15 protein-coding genes are annotated in these 15,606 nt (G+C 57.7%); 8 read left to right on the forward strand and 7 right to left on the reverse strand.

Annotation, left to right across the window (positions count from 1 at the left end):
• The first annotated feature begins 32 nt into the window (after nucleotides 1-32).
• Complete coding sequence (locus FOY96_RS05485) at nucleotides 33-734, forward strand: DnaA inactivator Hda (RefSeq protein WP_211438414.1); 702 nt, start codon at nucleotides 33-35, stop codon at nucleotides 732-734.
• 89 nt (nucleotides 735-823) lie between these two features.
• Here the strand turns inward: FOY96_RS05485 and FOY96_RS05490 are convergent, their stop codons facing one another.
• Genes FOY96_RS05490 through celB form a run of 3 tightly spaced genes read right to left on the reverse strand, consistent with a single transcriptional unit; the run spans nucleotide 824 to nucleotide 4,524 of the window.
• Entirely contained in the window at nucleotides 824-2,245 is a 1,422-nt protein-coding gene (locus FOY96_RS05490) for a leucyl aminopeptidase family protein (RefSeq protein ID WP_143347755.1), read from the reverse strand.
• On the reverse strand, nucleotides 2,245-3,201 hold the full coding sequence (locus FOY96_RS05495) for a glycosylasparaginase (protein WP_039263716.1): 957 nt from the start codon (nucleotides 3,199-3,201) through the stop codon (nucleotides 2,245-2,247). Before FOY96_RS05495 ends, FOY96_RS05490 begins: the two co-directional genes overlap by 1 nt.
• 3 nt (nucleotides 3,202-3,204) lie before the next feature.
• Nucleotides 3,205-4,524, reverse strand: coding sequence for a PTS cellobiose transporter subunit IIC (celB, locus tag FOY96_RS05500; RefSeq protein ID WP_143346619.1), 1,320 nt, complete (start codon nucleotides 4,522-4,524; stop codon nucleotides 3,205-3,207).
• 146 nt (nucleotides 4,525-4,670) lie between these two features.
• Between celB and FOY96_RS05505 the strand changes: the two genes are divergently transcribed.
• Complete coding sequence (locus tag FOY96_RS05505) at nucleotides 4,671-5,495, forward strand: helix-turn-helix domain-containing protein (RefSeq protein WP_143346620.1); 825 nt, start codon at nucleotides 4,671-4,673, stop codon at nucleotides 5,493-5,495.
• Here FOY96_RS05505 and arsC read toward each other — a convergent pair.
• Complete coding sequence (arsC, locus tag FOY96_RS05510; protein WP_023308762.1) at nucleotides 5,492-5,848, reverse strand: arsenate reductase (glutaredoxin); 357 nt, start codon at nucleotides 5,846-5,848, stop codon at nucleotides 5,492-5,494. The two genes, FOY96_RS05505 and arsC, sit on opposite strands and share 4 nt — an antisense overlap.
• Before the next feature lie 18 nt (nucleotides 5,849-5,866).
• Nucleotides 5,867-7,330: a beta-barrel assembly-enhancing protease gene (gene bepA / locus FOY96_RS05515; protein WP_143346621.1), complete on the reverse strand. Its 1,464-nt coding sequence runs from the start codon at nucleotides 7,328-7,330 to the stop codon at nucleotides 5,867-5,869.
• Nucleotides 7,331-7,551: 221 nt separating this feature from the next.
• On the opposite strand from bepA, the gene FOY96_RS05520 reads away from it, so the two are divergent.
• Complete coding sequence (locus FOY96_RS05520; RefSeq protein ID WP_033146172.1) at nucleotides 7,552-8,616, forward strand: AI-2E family transporter; 1,065 nt, start codon at nucleotides 7,552-7,554, stop codon at nucleotides 8,614-8,616.
• A 96-nt stretch (nucleotides 8,617-8,712) separates the two neighbouring features.
• On the opposite strand, the gene bcp is transcribed toward FOY96_RS05520, so the two are convergent.
• Both bcp and FOY96_RS05530 read right to left on the reverse strand, forming a co-directional pair.
• The gene (gene bcp, locus FOY96_RS05525; protein ID WP_032659360.1) at nucleotides 8,713-9,183 is read right to left on the reverse strand and encodes a thioredoxin-dependent thiol peroxidase; all 471 of its coding nucleotides are present in this window, start codon (nucleotides 9,181-9,183) and stop codon (nucleotides 8,713-8,715) included.
• Complete coding sequence (locus tag FOY96_RS05530) at nucleotides 9,183-9,752, reverse strand: glycine cleavage system transcriptional repressor (RefSeq protein WP_045888584.1); 570 nt, start codon at nucleotides 9,750-9,752, stop codon at nucleotides 9,183-9,185. Before FOY96_RS05530 ends, bcp begins: the two co-directional genes overlap by 1 nt.
• Nucleotides 9,753-9,897: 145 nt before the next feature.
• On the opposite strand from FOY96_RS05530, the gene dapA reads away from it, so the two are divergent.
• The 5 genes from dapA (at nucleotide 9,898) to FOY96_RS05555 (ending at nucleotide 15,586) form a co-directional block, all read left to right on the forward strand.
• A complete protein-coding gene (gene dapA / locus FOY96_RS05535; protein WP_033146170.1) occupies nucleotides 9,898-10,776 on the forward strand; it encodes a 4-hydroxy-tetrahydrodipicolinate synthase in 879 nt (292 codons plus the stop codon).
• Between the two features lie 16 nt (nucleotides 10,777-10,792).
• Nucleotides 10,793-11,827 (forward strand): outer membrane protein assembly factor BamC, encoded by a 1,035-nt coding sequence (bamC, locus tag FOY96_RS05540; protein ID WP_033146169.1) that lies wholly within the window; start codon nucleotides 10,793-10,795, stop codon nucleotides 11,825-11,827.
• A gap of 109 nt (nucleotides 11,828-11,936) precedes the next feature.
• Nucleotides 11,937-12,650, forward strand: coding sequence for a phosphoribosylaminoimidazolesuccinocarboxamide synthase (purC, locus tag FOY96_RS05545; RefSeq protein WP_032659350.1), 714 nt, complete (start codon nucleotides 11,937-11,939; stop codon nucleotides 12,648-12,650).
• Nucleotides 12,651-12,770: 120 nt separating this feature from the next.
• Nucleotides 12,771-13,640 carry a KPN_02809 family neutral zinc metallopeptidase gene (ypfJ, locus tag FOY96_RS05550; RefSeq protein WP_033146168.1) on the forward strand — a complete coding sequence of 290 codons (870 nt, stop codon included), beginning with the start codon at nucleotides 12,771-12,773 and terminating at the stop codon, nucleotides 13,638-13,640.
• A complete protein-coding gene (locus FOY96_RS05555; protein ID WP_143346622.1) occupies nucleotides 13,640-15,586 on the forward strand; it encodes a tRNA(Met) cytidine acetyltransferase TmcA in 1,947 nt (648 codons plus the stop codon). Before ypfJ ends, FOY96_RS05555 begins: the two co-directional genes overlap by 1 nt.
• Nucleotides 15,587-15,606 lie beyond the last annotated feature (20 nt).

The following is a 15,606-nucleotide window of genomic DNA, read 5'->3' on the forward strand; positions in this document are numbered from 1 at the left end:
GATTTTACGTAGGATCTCTGGTTGAGGTATTTCTGAACGGACCGGCACAGCTCTCTCTGCCACTCTATCTCCCTGACGACGAAACTTTCGCGAGTTTCTGGCCGGGTGATAACCCCTCTTTACTGGCTGCACTGCAAAACGTGCTGCGCCAGGATCACAGCGGATACATCTATATCTGGTCACGCGAAGGCGCGGGGCGCAGCCATCTGCTGCATGCCGCCTGCGCGGAGCTTTCGGCGCGCGGTGATGCGGTAGGCTACGTGCCGCTGGATAAACGTACCTGGTTCGTGCCTGAGGTGCTGGAGGGAATGGAACATCTCTCGCTGGTCTGCATCGATAATATCGAATGCGTGGCGGGGGACGAGCCGTGGGAAATGGCGATCTTTAACCTCTACAACCGCATTCTTGAGTCGGGCAAAACCCGGCTGCTGATCACCGGCGATCGTCCGCCGAGACAGCTCAATCTGGGGCTGCCGGATCTGGCGTCTCGTCTGGACTGGGGGCAAATCTACAAGCTCCAGCCGCTGTCGGATGAAGATAAGCTTCAGGCGTTACAGCTGCGCGCAAAGCAGCGCGGGTTTGAGCTGCCGGAGGACGTGGGGCGCTTCCTGCTCAAGCGTCTGGATCGTGAAATGCGCACGCTGTTTGACACGCTCGATCAGCTCGATCGCGCCTCCATTACCGCCCAGCGCAAGCTGACCATTCCGTTTGTGAAAGATATTCTCAAGCTTTGAGTTTGTTCGCCCGGTGGCGGCTGCGCCTTACCGGGCCTACGAAAACCTGCCGCCCTTTGTAGGCCGGGTAAGGCGTAGCCGCCACCCGGCTAAAGATCTCCCATCAGGTGTTCCACCAGCATCGGGATCGGTCTTCCCGATGCCACGCTCCTGCCGCTCTCTCGCCACAGCGCCGTACCGCTGATATCCAGATGCGCCCACGGAATAGTCGGCGGGCAAAAGTGGTGCAGCAGCCACGCCGCCGACGCGCTGATTGCCGCATTGTTGGTCGGCGTGTTGCACAGATCGGCGATGGCGCTGTCGGTCTGTTTTTTCAGCCGCGCATCCAGCGGCAGGGACCATACTTCATCGCCACTCTGCTTACCCGCCAGCGTCAGCGCCGCACGCAGCGGTTCATTCTGCGTCATTAATCCGCTCAATTCATACCCAAGCGCTTTGACGACCGCACCGGTTAAGGTCGCCATATCAATAATATAGCGCGCCTGCGGATGGCGCTGGCTGGCCCAGGCGATGGCGTCCGCCAGCACCAGCCGGCCTTCGGCATCGGTGTTGTTGATTTCAACCGTGGTGCCGTTGCAGGCCGTCGCCACCGTTCCGGGCTGCATGGCGTCCGGGCCAATGGCGTTTTCCGCCAGCGCCAGCACGCCCATGATGCGCACGGGCAGCGCCAGCTCTGCGACGGTCAGCATCAGGCCCAGCACGTTAGCCGCACCGCACATGTCGTATTTCATGGTGTACATGCCCGCGCCTTCCTTCAGCCACAGGCCGCCGGTATCAAAGGTTATGCCTTTTCCCACATAGCAGCGCACCGGGCCGTCGTTGACGCCGTCATAATGGATCGCCAGCAGGCGCGGCGGACAGGTCGCCCCTTTGCCAACGGCGTGCAGCAGCCCCAGACCCTGCTCAGCAATAGCCTTTTCGTTTAGCACTTCGCAGCGCAGGGCGGGGAAGGCGGCACAGAGCCTTTGCGCCTCTTCCACCACAAACTGCGGCGTGCATCGGTCGGACGGCATATCCGCCAGACGTCGCGCCGCGACCATGCCGCGGGCGATGGCCTGCTGCTGGCGGAAGACACCCTCCAGTTTTGCCTGCTGTTCCGGCAGGCAGAGGGCGGTGATGTGCGTAAGGCGCACCGCCGATTCATCCGTTTTCTTCAGCTTCAGGTCGCTTAGCCTGTGCGCCTGATTAAAGAGAAAACGCAGCACCTGCGCCAGCACCACATCGTCGATAGCAGTAACGTCCAGTATCAGCCCGGGGCTGACGGGCGAGGCCAGCAGCGGGCGCAGCGCCGTCAGCAATCCTTCGGTCAGGCTATCCTGCCAGAGGGCTTCCGGCAGCAGAGTGATCCGGGCAAACGGGGCGCAGCCAAAGCGGGTGTCAGCGATGCTGGCAGACTCGCGCATTTCCGCGACCAGCGCTGTTTCGGGCAAATGCGTACAGGAGGCGGACGCAATCAAATGGCTTTGCGGAGCCGCGTCAGAAAGCGCGGTGATAAACTGATACGTGATCATCATGACTCCTCAATCGGCGCGCGGATCCGCGCGGCGTAGGCCTGCATCCATTCATCGTCTACGGCGTAATAATGCGTTTTCTCCCGCAGGCGTTCGGTACGAAAAACGGTGAGGGGCTGGCGAGCCGTCGCCACCACAAACGAGAAGGTTTTGATGTTGGTGGCGGCCCCGAATTCGCCCCTGTTGTTCATGCACACCACGGAAAGATCGCCCGCGCGGCCAAAGCGCGACATCAGCTTATCTTCCAGCTCGAACACCACCGAATCCGCCGCCTGCTGGGGCGTCATACCCTGCGCCATGCGGCGGACAATTTCGTAGCTGGTGCAGCCTTTCATCAGATCTTCACCGACGCCCGTTGCGGTGGCCGCGCCGGTTTCACTGTCGCAGTAAAAGCCGGAACCAATAATGGGTGAATCCCCGAGTCGACCGCGTTTTTTCATGAACAGGCCGCTGGTGGAGGTGGCGACGCTCATTGACCCTTGTTTATCAAGGCCGATAATGCCGACGGTGTCATGCCCGTCGTAAGGGCTTAAGCCCTTATCCAGCGTTTCGCGGCAGCGTTTGCGGTAGTGCTGCATGGCGCGGTCAGTGAGCATAGTTTTGTCGGCAAAGCCCTGGCTCAGCGCCCATTCCCGCGCGCCCTGGCCGACCAGCAGGCTGTTGTAGCGCTGGCGGCTTAACGCATGCGCCACGCGCACCGGGTTGGCGATATCCACCAGGTTGCCCACGGCACCAAACGCCAGCGTATCGCCGTCCATGTAGGCGGCGTCCAGCTCCACTTCGCCATTTTCGGTGGGCAGCCCGCCGTAGCCGACGGATTTATAAAACGGAAAGTCTTCGACGGCGGCGACGGCATCCACCACCGCTGCAGAGACCGGTTTACCCGCAGCCAGCGCAGACGCAGACTCCGTAACGCCTTCAAGCGCCATTCTCCAGGTCGCGATAATTCCCCACATGCTTTACTCCTGTTTTGCAAGGGTGGTGTCGGTTTGCGTAACGGTGGCCATTTCCGCCGCGCGGTACTGTTTGTCCACGATACGCATAAAAGGCAGGTACAGCATGGCGCCAATCAGCAGGTTGATAAGCTGCATGACGCTGCCGCTCAGGTGTCCGGTAACGATAAAGCCGCTGATAACGGGCGGCAGCGTCCAGGGAATAAACACCCCGGTGGTGACGGCAACCGCGCCAATCTTCATCGCTACATACTGCACGGTGACCAGCACCAGCGGCACCAGGTTGAACGGGATAAGCATGATCGGGTTCATGATCACCGGCAGGCCAAACAGGATCGGTTCGTTGATGTTAAACACCGATGCCCCGGCGCCGAGGCGCGCCACTTCACACATGTTTTTGCTGCGGGCGAAAATCAGCATCGCAATCACCAGCGACAGCGTGGCCCCTGCGCCGCCCATCCAGATCATGTCAAAAAACTGTTCGGTGATAATGTGCGGCGGCGTCGTGCCTGCCTGAATCGCGGCGATGTTGTCGGTCTGGTTCTCCATCCACAGCGGGCGAATGATGCCGTTGATCATCGAGCCGGAGTTAATGCCCACTGACCACAGAATGGTGATGCTGAACACCGTCATCAGCGCGCCAAAGTAAGAGGTGCCGTAGTGGCGCACCGGCGTGGCAACCACTTCGTAAATAAACTGGTGGATGGTGTTGTAGTGGGTGTTTTCAAACACGATGCGGATACCGAGCACCAGAATCATCACCAGCAGGGCCGGGATCAGCGCGGCGAACGACTCCTGCACCGCCGGAGGCACGCCGTCCGGCATTTTGATCACCAGTTTTTTGCGCTTGAGCCAGCAGAACAGTTCCGTCCACAGCAGGGAACCGATCATCGCCACGAACAGCCCTTTGCTGCCAATCCACTCCACCGGAATGACGGTAATACCGCCGTTTTCCGCCACTTTGATAAAGGGCGTCAGGATGAGAAAGGCGACCAGCGCCAGGATACCGCAGGAGATGCGGTCTTCACCGTAGTGTTCCGCCAGGCGGAAGGCCACCAGGAAGCTGATGAACAGCGACATGGTGGAGAACACCGCGTTGAACGGGATTTCAATGATGGCGCTCCAGCTCTCACCAAAGGCCTGAGACATAAACTGCTGATAGGCTTGATTCGGGAACGACGAGATCACCAGCAGAATAGAGCCGACGATGATAAATGGCATGAATGACACGTAGGCGCCACGAATGGCCCCGAGATGACGCTGCTGAGCCGTTTTGGCCGCCAGCGGCATCAGTTTTGCTTCAAGAAATCCCAGAACATTGTTCATTGTGAACTCCGTACAAGATTGAGGGGTGTTGTTTGTGTTATGTCTTAGGATTATCAGTGAAGCGCGGCGAGCGAAAGGTGAAATCGGTCACAAAGCAATCGCTGATGTAATATAAATCTCATAAGATTGGTTCAGAGGATCCTGCGATGGAAATTAAACTGCATGCTAATGCCACCACGACGCCGCGCATCCGTCGCTATCTACAGCAGTCAGATAAAAGCGACAGGGAGCTGGCTACCGAGCTGGGTATTTCGGTCACTACCGTCAGGCGCTGGCGCAACCGCGAGCAGGTTTCGGATAATCACACGACGCCAAAAGTGATACACAAAGCATTGAGACAGGAGCAGGTTGCGCTGGTCAATGTCCTGCGGGATATCACTGGCGCCCCGCTGGACGAACTGCTGCAGATGGTCAATAGCGAACTCGGGATCGCCGTATCCCGCGCGACCCTGAACCGCTATCTCAAACCGGCTTCGGTAAGGCAGAAGGGCGCGACGTTGCAGGGAAAAAAGGCGCTGAAGGCAGGTATCGTGCCGCAAAAACTCCTGTTACATCATCAGCCTCTGTCGCTGCATATGGACGATGGCGGGGAACAGCATCTGCTCTGCGCGCGTGAACCCGTGAGCGGCTGGTGCTACGCCCGGCTGTACGCGGGCATTTCTCCGCAGCTGCTGGCCCACTGGACGAATGACGCGCTGGCAGCCTGTCCGATGGATATTCAATCTGTTGAGACTTTTGGCTTCGAGGTGAAGCTTGAGGAGCGTAGTACCACCGTGACAGCGCATCCACAGCAATACCGCGCCGTTCAGGTTGATCTACCGCTATGTGAAATCATCCCACGTCTGAACAGTGAGCCGGCAGGCGAGCTGTTGATCCAGCTGTGCGAATTTTACAACCGGGGAAAAGCGCAGAAAAAGCTGGGAGAGAGTACGCCGCAGGCCTTTCTGGAAGCGCTGCGGCATAAGGACTAGAGGATCTCGAGCACGTCTTCCGGCGGGCGTCCAATGCGCGCCTGGCCGTTCGCCACCACTATCGGGCGCTCAATCAGCTTTGGATTTTCAACCATCGCCTGGATCAGCTCAGCCTCGGTGAGGCGGCTGTCATCCAGGTTAAGCGACTTATACAGATCTTCTTTCTGGCGCATCAGCTCTCTTGCACTGCCCATTCCCAGCATGTGCAGCAGCTGGCGGAGGGTTTGCGCGTCAGGTGGGGTGTCGAGGTACAGCACCACTTCCGGCTCAACGCCGTTAGACTTCAGCAGACTCAGGGTATCGCGGCTCTTGGAGCAGCGAGGGTTGTGATAAATTTTTACGGCGTCTGTCATGACGTGAATTCTCCTTTATTACATCTTTTCGTACGGCTTAAAGCGCTGCTGCAGGCCGCGCAGCTGATCGATACGCGCGTCGTAACGGGCCTGCTGGAGGCTGCCGAGCTTGACCTGCGCGCTGGCGCTGCTGAGCGTGGAAATCGCCTGATCGAGGCGGCCCACCAGGGCAAAACCTTCGGCACGCGCCGCCAGCTCCTGATCGCGGTTGCCGAGCTGGGCTTCCGCCTGAGCGAGCAGATCCCAGCCGTTTTGATCGTCTTTATTGTTAAAGGTATAGCGGTTCAGAATGGTCGCCGCTTCGCCAGGCTGACCGCCCTGTAAGTAAGCGTTCGCCAGGTTAAGCTGCAGCACCGGGTTGGTACGGACGTCTTTCGCCCCCTTCAGACGGTTAATCGCATCGGCCGTTTTCTTCTGGCCCAGATCGATATCCGTCGACAGATCGAGGTACCACGGGTTGTTCGGGTCTGCAGCCAGAAGCGGTTGCAGCGCTTTGCGCGCCTCGTCGTATTTGCTGGCTTCCATCGCCTGGAGCGCCTGACCATACTGCGCGGCGTTTTTCTCACGCACGTTGCCTTTCGCCAGGGTATCCAGCAGGTCGCTGGTGAGCTGGTTACGCCCGGAATTGTACATCCCCAGCGTTCTCACCTTCGCCATGTAGAAATCCTGCGAAGACTGGACCACCACCGGACGCATCTGGTTGGCACGGTTACGCGCGTCCGACAGGCGGCTTTCCGGCAGCGGGTGGGTCAACAGAATTTCCGGTGGACGGGAAGAGTAACGCGCCTGATCGAGCAGTTTTTCCAGGAAGCTCGGCATGGCCTGCGGGTCAAAGCCCGAACGCTGCAGCACCTGAATCCCGATGCGGTCCGCTTCCTGTTCGTTTTGCTGGGTAAAGCTGATCATCCCCTGGCGCGTTCCCGCCAGCGTACCGGTCAGGGCCGCCATCCCGGCCTGCGGGCTGGCCATCGCCAGCAGAATGGAGCCCAGCGCGCCCACCCAGGTGAGGGGGGCGTTACGTTTCTGGTCTTCCATGGCGCGCGCCAGGTGGCGCTGGGTGACGTGCGAAATTTCGTGCGCCATTACCGAGGCCAGCTGGCTTTCGTTGTCGGAATAACGGAATAACGCCGAGTGCAGCACCACGTTTCCGCCAAAGAAGGCGAAGGCGTTGATTTCGTCGTTATTAATTAAATAGAAGTGGAAGGGCGTTTTTACCGAGTCGGCGTGCGAAACCAGGCGCATCCCCAGCCCGTTAATGTACTGTACCAGCAAAGGGTCGTTGATCAGCGGGGCGCTGCCGCGCAGCTGGCGAACATAGTAATCCCCCATTTGCATCTCTTGTCCAATAGAGAGCGTGCTTCCTGCTGTGGTGCCCATGTCCGGCAATGAATCGGACGAGTCAGCAAAAGCGGGCAACACCTGACCGACCGTCACCGCGGCAATCAGTGCTGCAACCAGTGTTTTTCTCAACTGCCTGAACATAACCACTGTCCTGTATGTTGGATGTGCTAATTTGACCGATGAACCGGCATAACGTTCATCTCTGCTGCTCTGCGAGTGTAGCCGTGTTACAGCATGAAGAAAATCCCATTCATCAGGCTTTTGCGGATTGCGATCGGGATACAAAAAGCGAAAGTCTTTTTTGTGACAGTTAGATACAATTCACCGTCTCACTCCCGCCATTCGATTCAGGGAAGGGTTGTATGCTCGAAATGTTAATGCAGTGGTACCGGCGTCGGTTCAGCGACCCGGAAGCGATTGCTTTGTTGGTTATTCTGGTTGCCGGGTTCGGTATTCTGTTCTTCTTCAGCGGCCTGCTCGCTCCCCTGCTGGTGGCGATTGTGCTGGCGTACCTGCTGGAGTGGCCGACGGCGCGCCTGGAACACATCGGCTGTTCCCGCCGGTGGGCGACCAGCATTGTGCTGGTGCTGTTTGTCGGCATCCTGCTGCTAATGGCCTTTGTGGTAATGCCGGTCGCCTGGCAGCAGGGAATTAACCTGATCCGCGATATGCCCGGCATGTTGAATAAACTCTCTGATTTTGCCGCCACGCTGCCGCGCCGTTACCCGGCCCTGATGGATGCCGGGATTATTGACGCGATGGCCGAAAATATGCGCGCCCGCATCATGACGATGGGCGATTCGGTAGTGAAGTACTCTCTGGCCTCGCTGGTCGGACTGCTGACGCTGGCGGTTTACCTTGTGCTCGTGCCGCTGATGGTCTTCTTCCTGGTGAAAGATAAAGATCAGATGCTCAACGCCGTGCGCCGTATTCTGCCGCGCAACCGCGGGCTGGCAGGGCAGGTCTGGGAAGAGATGAACCAGCAGATCACCAACTACATTCGCGGCAAGGTGCTGGAGATGATTGTCGTGGGGGTCGCCACCTGGATTGGCTTCCTGATTTTCGGCCTGAACTACTCGCTGCTGCTGGCGGTGCTGGTGGGGCTGTCGGTCCTGATTCCGTACATCGGCGCGTTTGTGGTGACCATTCCGGTTGTTGGGGTCGCGCTGTTCCAGTTTGGGCTGGGGACAGAGTTCTGGAGCTGCTTTGCGGTGTACCTGATTATTCAGGGCCTGGACGGTAACCTGCTGGTACCGGTGCTGTTCTCCGAAGCGGTGAACCTGCATCCGCTGGTGATTATCTTGTCCGTGGTGATTTTCGGCGGGCTGTGGGGATTCTGGGGCGTGTTCTTTGCGATTCCGCTGGCGACGCTGATTAAGGCCGTGGTCCACGCGTGGCCGGATGTGCCGGCGGTGGAAGAGAAGTAGTTTTTGTGCGGCCTGATGCCCTCACTCTGACCCTCTCCCGCGAGGAGAGGGGGAAAACATTAAAAACGGCAACCTGGGTTGCCGTTTTGCTGTTTATCAGGCGCTTGCTTTCAGCCAGTTCAACACCACGTCGTGGTGGTTGCTGGTTTTGAAGTCGTCAAACACATGTTCAACTTTACCGTCAGCGTCAATCAGGAAGCTGATGCGGTGAATGCCGTCGTAGGTTTTACCCATAAACGTCTTCTCGCCCCAGACGCCGAACTGCTCGCACACCTGATGATCTTCATCAGAAAGCAGCGTGAAGTTCAGCAGCTCTTTTTCAGCAAATCGTGACAGCTTTTCTGGTTTATCCGTGCTGATACCCAGCACTTCCACACCGACTTTTTTCAACTCGTCCATGTTGTCGCGTAAGCCGCAGGCCTGTACGGTGCAGCCGGGGGTCATGGCTTTCGGGTAGAAATAGACCAGAACACGCTGTCCCTGGAAGTCGGTCAAATTTACTTGCTCGCCGTCTTGATCCGGTAAGCTAAATTTCGGTGCGATGTCACCGGCTTTCAGTGGGTTCATTACTCAACTCCATCCTGTTCGTGCTGCGAATAATTGACGACGCTTATACTGCCCTGCGCGTTTAATTCTGTACAGAGGGCTTTGAACGCTTGCTCGATATTTGACGCATCCTGTGAGGCAGGGCTGTGCGCGGTAATTTGAATAAACAACACCGGAAGACCCTGGTCATCGCTTGTCTGCGTACGGGAAACCAGTTCGGCAATATTCATCTGATGATTGTCAAAAAGCGCGGTGAAACGCTCAATCAGATGCGGTGAATCAGGCACTTCAACCTGCACCCAGACGGTAGAAGGCAGTGCCGGACGCGGACGCGCGGTGGTGCGCTTCATGACAATCAGCAAATCCAGTTCGGCCCCCTTCAGCGGCAGGGTCGATTCAATCAACGTAATGGCGTTCCATGTCCCGGAAAGCAACATAATAAATGTGAACTCTTCGCCAAGCATCGCCAGACGGCTGTCTTCGATATTACAGCCGCAGCTGCTTACGTGACGGGTGATGGTGTTCACGATACCCGGCCTGTCGGCACCCAGCGCAGTGATAACCAGGTAATGTTGTGATGAGGTTGTCAAACCTGTTCTTCCTTTGCATGGTTAAGTCTTCCTAAGGAAAGCATAAAAAAAACATGCATACAACCGCCTGCGAGCCTCAGGTCGCTTGCTTTTATTACAGTTCCAAACGTAACATTGAGGCTCTTGTTCGCACAGAGGATGGCTCATGTTCACGGGAAGTATTGTCGCGCTTGTTACACCGATGGATGAAAAAGGTAATGTCTGCCGGTCAAGCATGAAGAAGCTCATTGATTACCATGTCGCCAACGGAACCTCGGCGATCGTTTCGGTAGGGACTACCGGTGAATCCGCAACGCTGAGCCACGACGAGCACGGCGATGTGGTGATGCTGACCCTGGAACTGGCGGACGGACGTATTCCGGTCATCGCGGGGACAGGGGCTAATGCAACCGCAGAAGCTATCAGCCTGACCAAACGTTTTAACGACAGCGGCATCGTGGGCTGTCTGACGGTGACCCCTTATTACAACCGTCCTACTCAGGAAGGTTTGTTCCAGCACTTCAAAGCCATCGCTGAACATACTGACTTGCCACAAATTCTGTATAATGTGCCGTCCCGTACCGGTTGCGATATGCTGCCGGAAACCGTTGGTCGTCTCTCGGAAGTAAAAAATATTATCGGTATTAAAGAGGCGACAGGGAACTTAAGCCGCGTTCATCAGATCAAAGAGCTGGTTTCAGACGACTTTATCCTGTTGAGTGGTGATGATGCGACCGCGCTGGACTTTATGCAGCTCGGTGGTCATGGCGTGATCTCCGTAACGTCAAACGTTGCGGCGCGCGATATGGCTGAAATGTGCAAACTGGCCGCAGCCGGTCACTTTGATGAAGCGCGCGTCATTAATCAGCGTCTGATGCCGCTGCACAATAAATTATTTGTCGAACCCAATCCGATCCCAGTGAAATGGGCATGTAAGGAGTTGGGGCTTGTAGCAACCGATACGCTGCGTCTGCCAATGACACCGATTACCGACCACGGTCGTGACATCGTCAGGGCGGCGCTGAAGCATGCCGGTTTGCTGTAGAGTTTAGGGAGATTTGATGGCTTATTCAGTACAGAAGTCGCGCCTGGCGAAGGTTGCGAGTGTTTCGCTTGTTATGCTGCTCGCTGCCTGTAGTTCAGATTCGCGCTACAAGCGCCAGGTGAGCGGTGATGAATCCTATCTGGATGCGACCCCGCTTGCTGAACTTCACGCACCGGCTGGTATGATCCTGCCGATTCAGAACGGCGATTATAATATTCCCGTGACCAACGGCAGCGGCCTGGTCGGTAAAGCGCTTGATATTCGTCCGCCAGCACAGCCTCTGGCGCTGGTCAGCGGGGCGCGTACCCAGTTCACCGGTGATACGGCGTCTCTGATGGTTGAGAGCGCGCGCGGTAGCACGCTGTGGCCGCAGGTTGTCAGCGTCATTCAGTCGAAGAACTACACCATCGATAAACGCGATGACGCCAGCCAGACGTTAACCACCGACTGGATCGAATGGAACCGCCTGGATGAAGACCAGCAGTATCGCGGTCGTTATCAAGTCTCCGTTAAACCACAGGGTTACCAGCAGGCGGTTAACGTTAAGCTGTTGAACCTGGAGCAGGCGGGTAAACCGGTTGCGGATGCCGCGTCCCTGCAGCGTTACAGCACCGAAATGCTGAACGTGATTGCCGCGGGTCTGGATAAGACCGCTACCGATGCCGCCAACGCCGCGCAGAGCCGCAACGGCGCGACCTTCGATGTGCAAAGCGGTGCGGATGATACCGGCCTGCCAATGCTGGTGGTGCGTGCACCGTTTAACCAGACCTGGCAGCGTCTGCCAGCGACACTGGAAAAAGTGGGCATGAAAGTGACCGACAGCACGCGTTCAACCGGCAGCATGACGGCAACGTATAAGCCGCTCTCCGACAGCGCATGGCAGGAACTGGGCGCGAAAGATCCTCAGCTTGCCTCCGGTGACTACAAGATTCAGGTAGGCGACCTTGATAACCGCAGCAGTCTGCAGTTTATCGATCCAAAAGGTCATACGCTGACCCAGTCGCAGAACGATGCGCTGGTCGCTGTCTTCCAGGCAGCATTCAGCAAATAAATACGAGGGCTGGTGAATCCAGCCCTTTTTATTTTAGTGCTACGCAAACGTGTGCGTGGCATAATATCCCCAGTTTTGAACACAAATCATCACACCAGGAGTAATGAAGATGCAGAAGCAAGCTGAGTTGTATCGTGGCAAAGCGAAGACCGTATACAGCACGGAAAACCCGGATCTGTTGGTGCTCGAGTTCCGCAATGATACGTCAGCAGGGGATGGCGCACGCATTGAGCAGTTCGATCGTAAAGGCATGGTGAACAACAAGTTCAACCACTTCATTATGACCAAACTGGCCGAAGCGGGCATCCCGACCCAGATGGAAGCGTTGCTGTCCGATACGGAATGTCTGGTGAAAAAACTGGATATGGTTCCGGTTGAGTGCGTTATTCGTAACCGTGCGGCGGGCTCCCTGGTGAAGCGTCTGGGCATTGAAGAAGGTATCGAACTGAATCCACCGCTGTTCGACCTGTTCCTGAAAAACGATGCCATGCACGACCCGATGGTCAACGAATCCTACTGCGAAACCTTCGGCTGGGTGAACCAGGAGAACCTGGCGCGCATGAAAGAGCTGACCTACAAAGCCAACGACGTGCTGAAAAAACTGTTTGATGACGCGGGCCTGATCCTCGTCGACTTCAAGCTGGAGTTTGGTCTGTTCAAAGGCGAAGTGGTGCTGGGCGATGAGTTCTCACCAGACGGTAGCCGCCTGTGGGATAAAGAAACCCTGGATAAAATGGACAAAGACCGTTTCCGTCAGAGCCTGGGTGGCCTGATTGAAGCGTACGAAGCGGTTGCTCACCGTTTAGGCGTTAAGCTCGACTAACTCCCTCACTTGCCAAAGGATGTTCCCATCCTTTGGCGTCTTACCTTTGTTTCCTATGGTAATCTTGCCGTTAACCGCCTACGATCATAGCTATTATAAATGGAATAGTTCGAGGTGGTTATGCGCTGGCAAGGGCGTCGTGAAAGTGACAATGTAGAAGACAGACGCAGTGATGGCGGCGGCGGTCCTTCAATGGGAGGACCAGGCTTCCGGTTACCCAGCGGCAAGGGCGGGATAATCCTGCTGATTGTCGTGCTGGTTGCGGGATATTACGGCGTTGACCTCACCGGGTTGATGACCGGTCAGCCGCTGCAGCAGCAGGAGCATTCTCAGCGCTCCATCAGCCCGAATGAAGATGAAGCGGCCAAATTTACCTCCGTTATTCTCGCCACAACAGAAGACACCTGGGGTCAGCTATTTGAGAAGATGGGGCGTACCTACCAGCAGCCGAAACTGGTGATGTACCGGGGGGCAACCCGCACCGGATGCGGTACCGGGCAATCTGTGATGGGGCCGTTCTACTGCCCGGCAGACGGCACCGTCTATATCGATCTCTCTTTTTACGATGACATGAAACGCAAGCTTGGCGCTGACGGTGATTTTGCCCAGGGCTACGTGATCGCGCATGAAGTCGGTCATCACGTGCAAAAGCTGCTGGGGATTGAGCCCAAAGTGCGCCAGCTCCAGCAAAATGCGTCTCAGGCTGACGTGAACCGCCTTTCCGTTAAAATGGAGCTGCAGGCGGACTGCTTCGCGGGCGTCTGGGGCCACAGCATGCAGCAGCAGGGCGTGCTGGAATCCGGCGATCTTGAAGAGGCGTTAAATGCCGCTCAGGCTATCGGTGACGACCGTCTTCAGCAGCAAAGCCAGGGGCGCGTCGTGCCGGACAGCTTCACTCACGGTACTTCACAGCAGCGCTATAGCTGGTTCAAACGCGGCTTCGACAGCGGCGATCCGGCGCAGTGTAATACCTTCGGCAAAGCGATGTAATGTTGCAGTTTGAACAGCTGATAAGCGAGCTTGAGCGCACAGGCCATCGTCGGCTGGTGGTGCTCAGCGGTGAGGCGCAGTGGACGTTAACCCAGGCGCTGACCCTGCGTGACGCCTTGCCCGGAGACTGGGTAAGGCTTGACGAACACCCTTCAAAAGCCATCGGCGGCCTGCTGGGACGCGAGTACCGGCACGCCGTTTTTGACGCCAGCGCCGGGTTTGATGTCGCCGCATTTGCCGCCCTGAGCGGAACGCTGAGCGCCGGAAGCCTTCTGGTGCTGCGGGTTCCGCCGCTCGATGCGTGGCCCGGGTTGCCTGACAGCGATTCACTGCGCTGGAGCGACAGCGCCGAAGCGATAGCCACGCCGCATTTTGTCCACCATTTCTGCCGGACGATTGCCGCCGATCCCGACGCGATTGTCTGGCTTCAGGGCTGCGGGTTATCCCTTCCGCCTTTACCCGACGCGCCAGACTGGCAGCCTGCCAGCGGCGCCCCGCAGCGCGAGCAGGCTGAGATCCTGGATGTGCTGCTGGGGATGCCGGAGGGCATCGTGGCCGTCACCGCCGCGCGCGGGCGAGGAAAATCAGCCCTGGCGGGAATGCTGCTGAACCGCATTGCCGGCAGCGCCGTGGTTACCGCACCGTCGAAGGGGGCGACGGATATCATCGCCCGCTTTGCCGGAGAGCGTTTTCATTTTATGGCCCCGGACGCGCTGCTTGCCTCTTCATACCAGGCTGACTGGCTAATTGTCGATGAAGCCGCTGCGATCCCCGGACCTCTGCTTGAAAAGCTAGTTGCCCGTTTCCCTCGCGTGCTGTTGACCACCACGGTGCAGGGATATGAGGGGACGGGCCGGGGATTCTTGCTTAAATTCTGCGGTCGGTTTGCCGGGCTGCAGCGCTACAGCTTATCTACACCGGTACGCTGGGCGGCGGGCTGCCCGCTTGAGCGGGTTGTTGCCAGCGCGCTGCTGTTTGACGATACGCTGATCGACCGTCGTCCGGAAGGGGAGGTGCGTTTAACGTCCCTGACGCCGACGGCATGGGAAAGCCGCCCGGCGCTTGCAGCGGGCGTATACGAGCTTCTCTGCGCGGCGCATTATCGTACCTCGCCGCTCGATTTACGCCGCATGATGGACGCGCCCGGGCAGCAGTTTGCCGTTGCCGAAACGAATCCGGTTATCGCCGGGGCGCTCTGGCTGGTGGAGGAGGGCGGGCTCTCCCCTGAGCTTAGCCGCGCCGTGTGGGCAGGATACCGGCGTCCGCGCGGTAACCTGGTGGCGCAGTCTCTTGCGGCGCACGGCGGCTCTCCGCTGGCGGCGACGCTCAGAGGACGACGGGTGACCCGCATTGCCGTACATCCTCACCGTCAGCGGGAAGGGATTGGCCAGGCGCTTGTTCGCGGCGCCAGCGGCGAAGACTATCTGTCGGTGAGCTTTGGTTATACCGATGAGCTGTGGCGTTTCTGGCAGCAATGTGGGTTTGAGCTGGTGCGGATGGGCAGCCATCGTGAAGCCAGCAGCGGCTGCTTCACCGCGATGGCCTTGCTGCCGCAGAGCGAGGCCGGGCGTCAGCTGTGCGAGCAGGCGCAGCGGCGTCTGAAGCGCGATGCGCGGGTGCTATCGGCCTGGAACGGTGAAAAGATCCCCGTGGAAGACGGCTGGGAAGCTACCCTTAATAATGACGACTGGCTGGAGCTGGCGGGGTTTGCTTTTGCTCATCGGGCGTTTTCAACCTCGGTTGCCGCACTGACGCGGCTGTTGTTAACCGTGGACATGCCGCTTCCGGCCCTGCGCGGGAAAATGGACGGAAAAACGGAAGACGTCGGGCGAAAAGCCTTGCTGGCAACGTTGCGGAATGAAACCGCGCAAGCGATTGAAAGTCTTGACTATCCGCGCTGCCAGCAGCTGAAAGAAGATATTTTGCAATGGCAATTTTTTCAATGACTTCTTCAGTAAAGTGGCAT

Source organism: Enterobacter asburiae (assembly GCF_007035645.1).
Lineage (GTDB): Bacteria > Pseudomonadota > Gammaproteobacteria > Enterobacterales > Enterobacteriaceae > Enterobacter > Enterobacter asburiae_B.

What these genes read in the sequence shown, in the direction of transcription:
- FOY96_RS05555 (WP_143346622.1), top strand. Translation starts at nt 13,640, where the DNA reads ATGTTGCAGTTTGAACAGCTGATAAGCGAGCTTGAGCGCACAGGCCAT.
- celB (WP_143346619.1), bottom strand. Translation starts at nt 4,524, where the DNA reads ATGAACAATGTTCTGGGATTTCTTGAAGCAAAACTGATGCCGCTGGCG.
- FOY96_RS05505 (WP_143346620.1), top strand. Translation starts at nt 4,671, where the DNA reads ATGGAAATTAAACTGCATGCTAATGCCACCACGACGCCGCGCATCCGT.
- dapA (WP_033146170.1), top strand. Translation starts at nt 9,898, where the DNA reads ATGTTCACGGGAAGTATTGTCGCGCTTGTTACACCGATGGATGAAAAA.
- ypfJ (WP_033146168.1), top strand. Translation starts at nt 12,771, where the DNA reads ATGCGCTGGCAAGGGCGTCGTGAAAGTGACAATGTAGAAGACAGACGC.
- FOY96_RS05490 (WP_143347755.1), bottom strand. Translation starts at nt 2,245, where the DNA reads ATGATCACGTATCAGTTTATCACCGCGCTTTCTGACGCGGCTCCGCAA.
- FOY96_RS05520 (WP_033146172.1), top strand. Translation starts at nt 7,552, where the DNA reads ATGCTCGAAATGTTAATGCAGTGGTACCGGCGTCGGTTCAGCGACCCG.
- FOY96_RS05495 (WP_039263716.1), bottom strand. Translation starts at nt 3,201, where the DNA reads ATGTGGGGAATTATCGCGACCTGGAGAATGGCGCTTGAAGGCGTTACG.
- bcp (WP_032659360.1), bottom strand. Translation starts at nt 9,183, where the DNA reads ATGAACCCACTGAAAGCCGGTGACATCGCACCGAAATTTAGCTTACCG.
- bamC (WP_033146169.1), top strand. Translation starts at nt 10,793, where the DNA reads ATGGCTTATTCAGTACAGAAGTCGCGCCTGGCGAAGGTTGCGAGTGTT.
- purC (WP_032659350.1), top strand. Translation starts at nt 11,937, where the DNA reads ATGCAGAAGCAAGCTGAGTTGTATCGTGGCAAAGCGAAGACCGTATAC.
- arsC (WP_023308762.1), bottom strand. Translation starts at nt 5,848, where the DNA reads ATGACAGACGCCGTAAAAATTTATCACAACCCTCGCTGCTCCAAGAGC.
- bepA (WP_143346621.1), bottom strand. Translation starts at nt 7,330, where the DNA reads ATGTTCAGGCAGTTGAGAAAAACACTGGTTGCAGCACTGATTGCCGCG.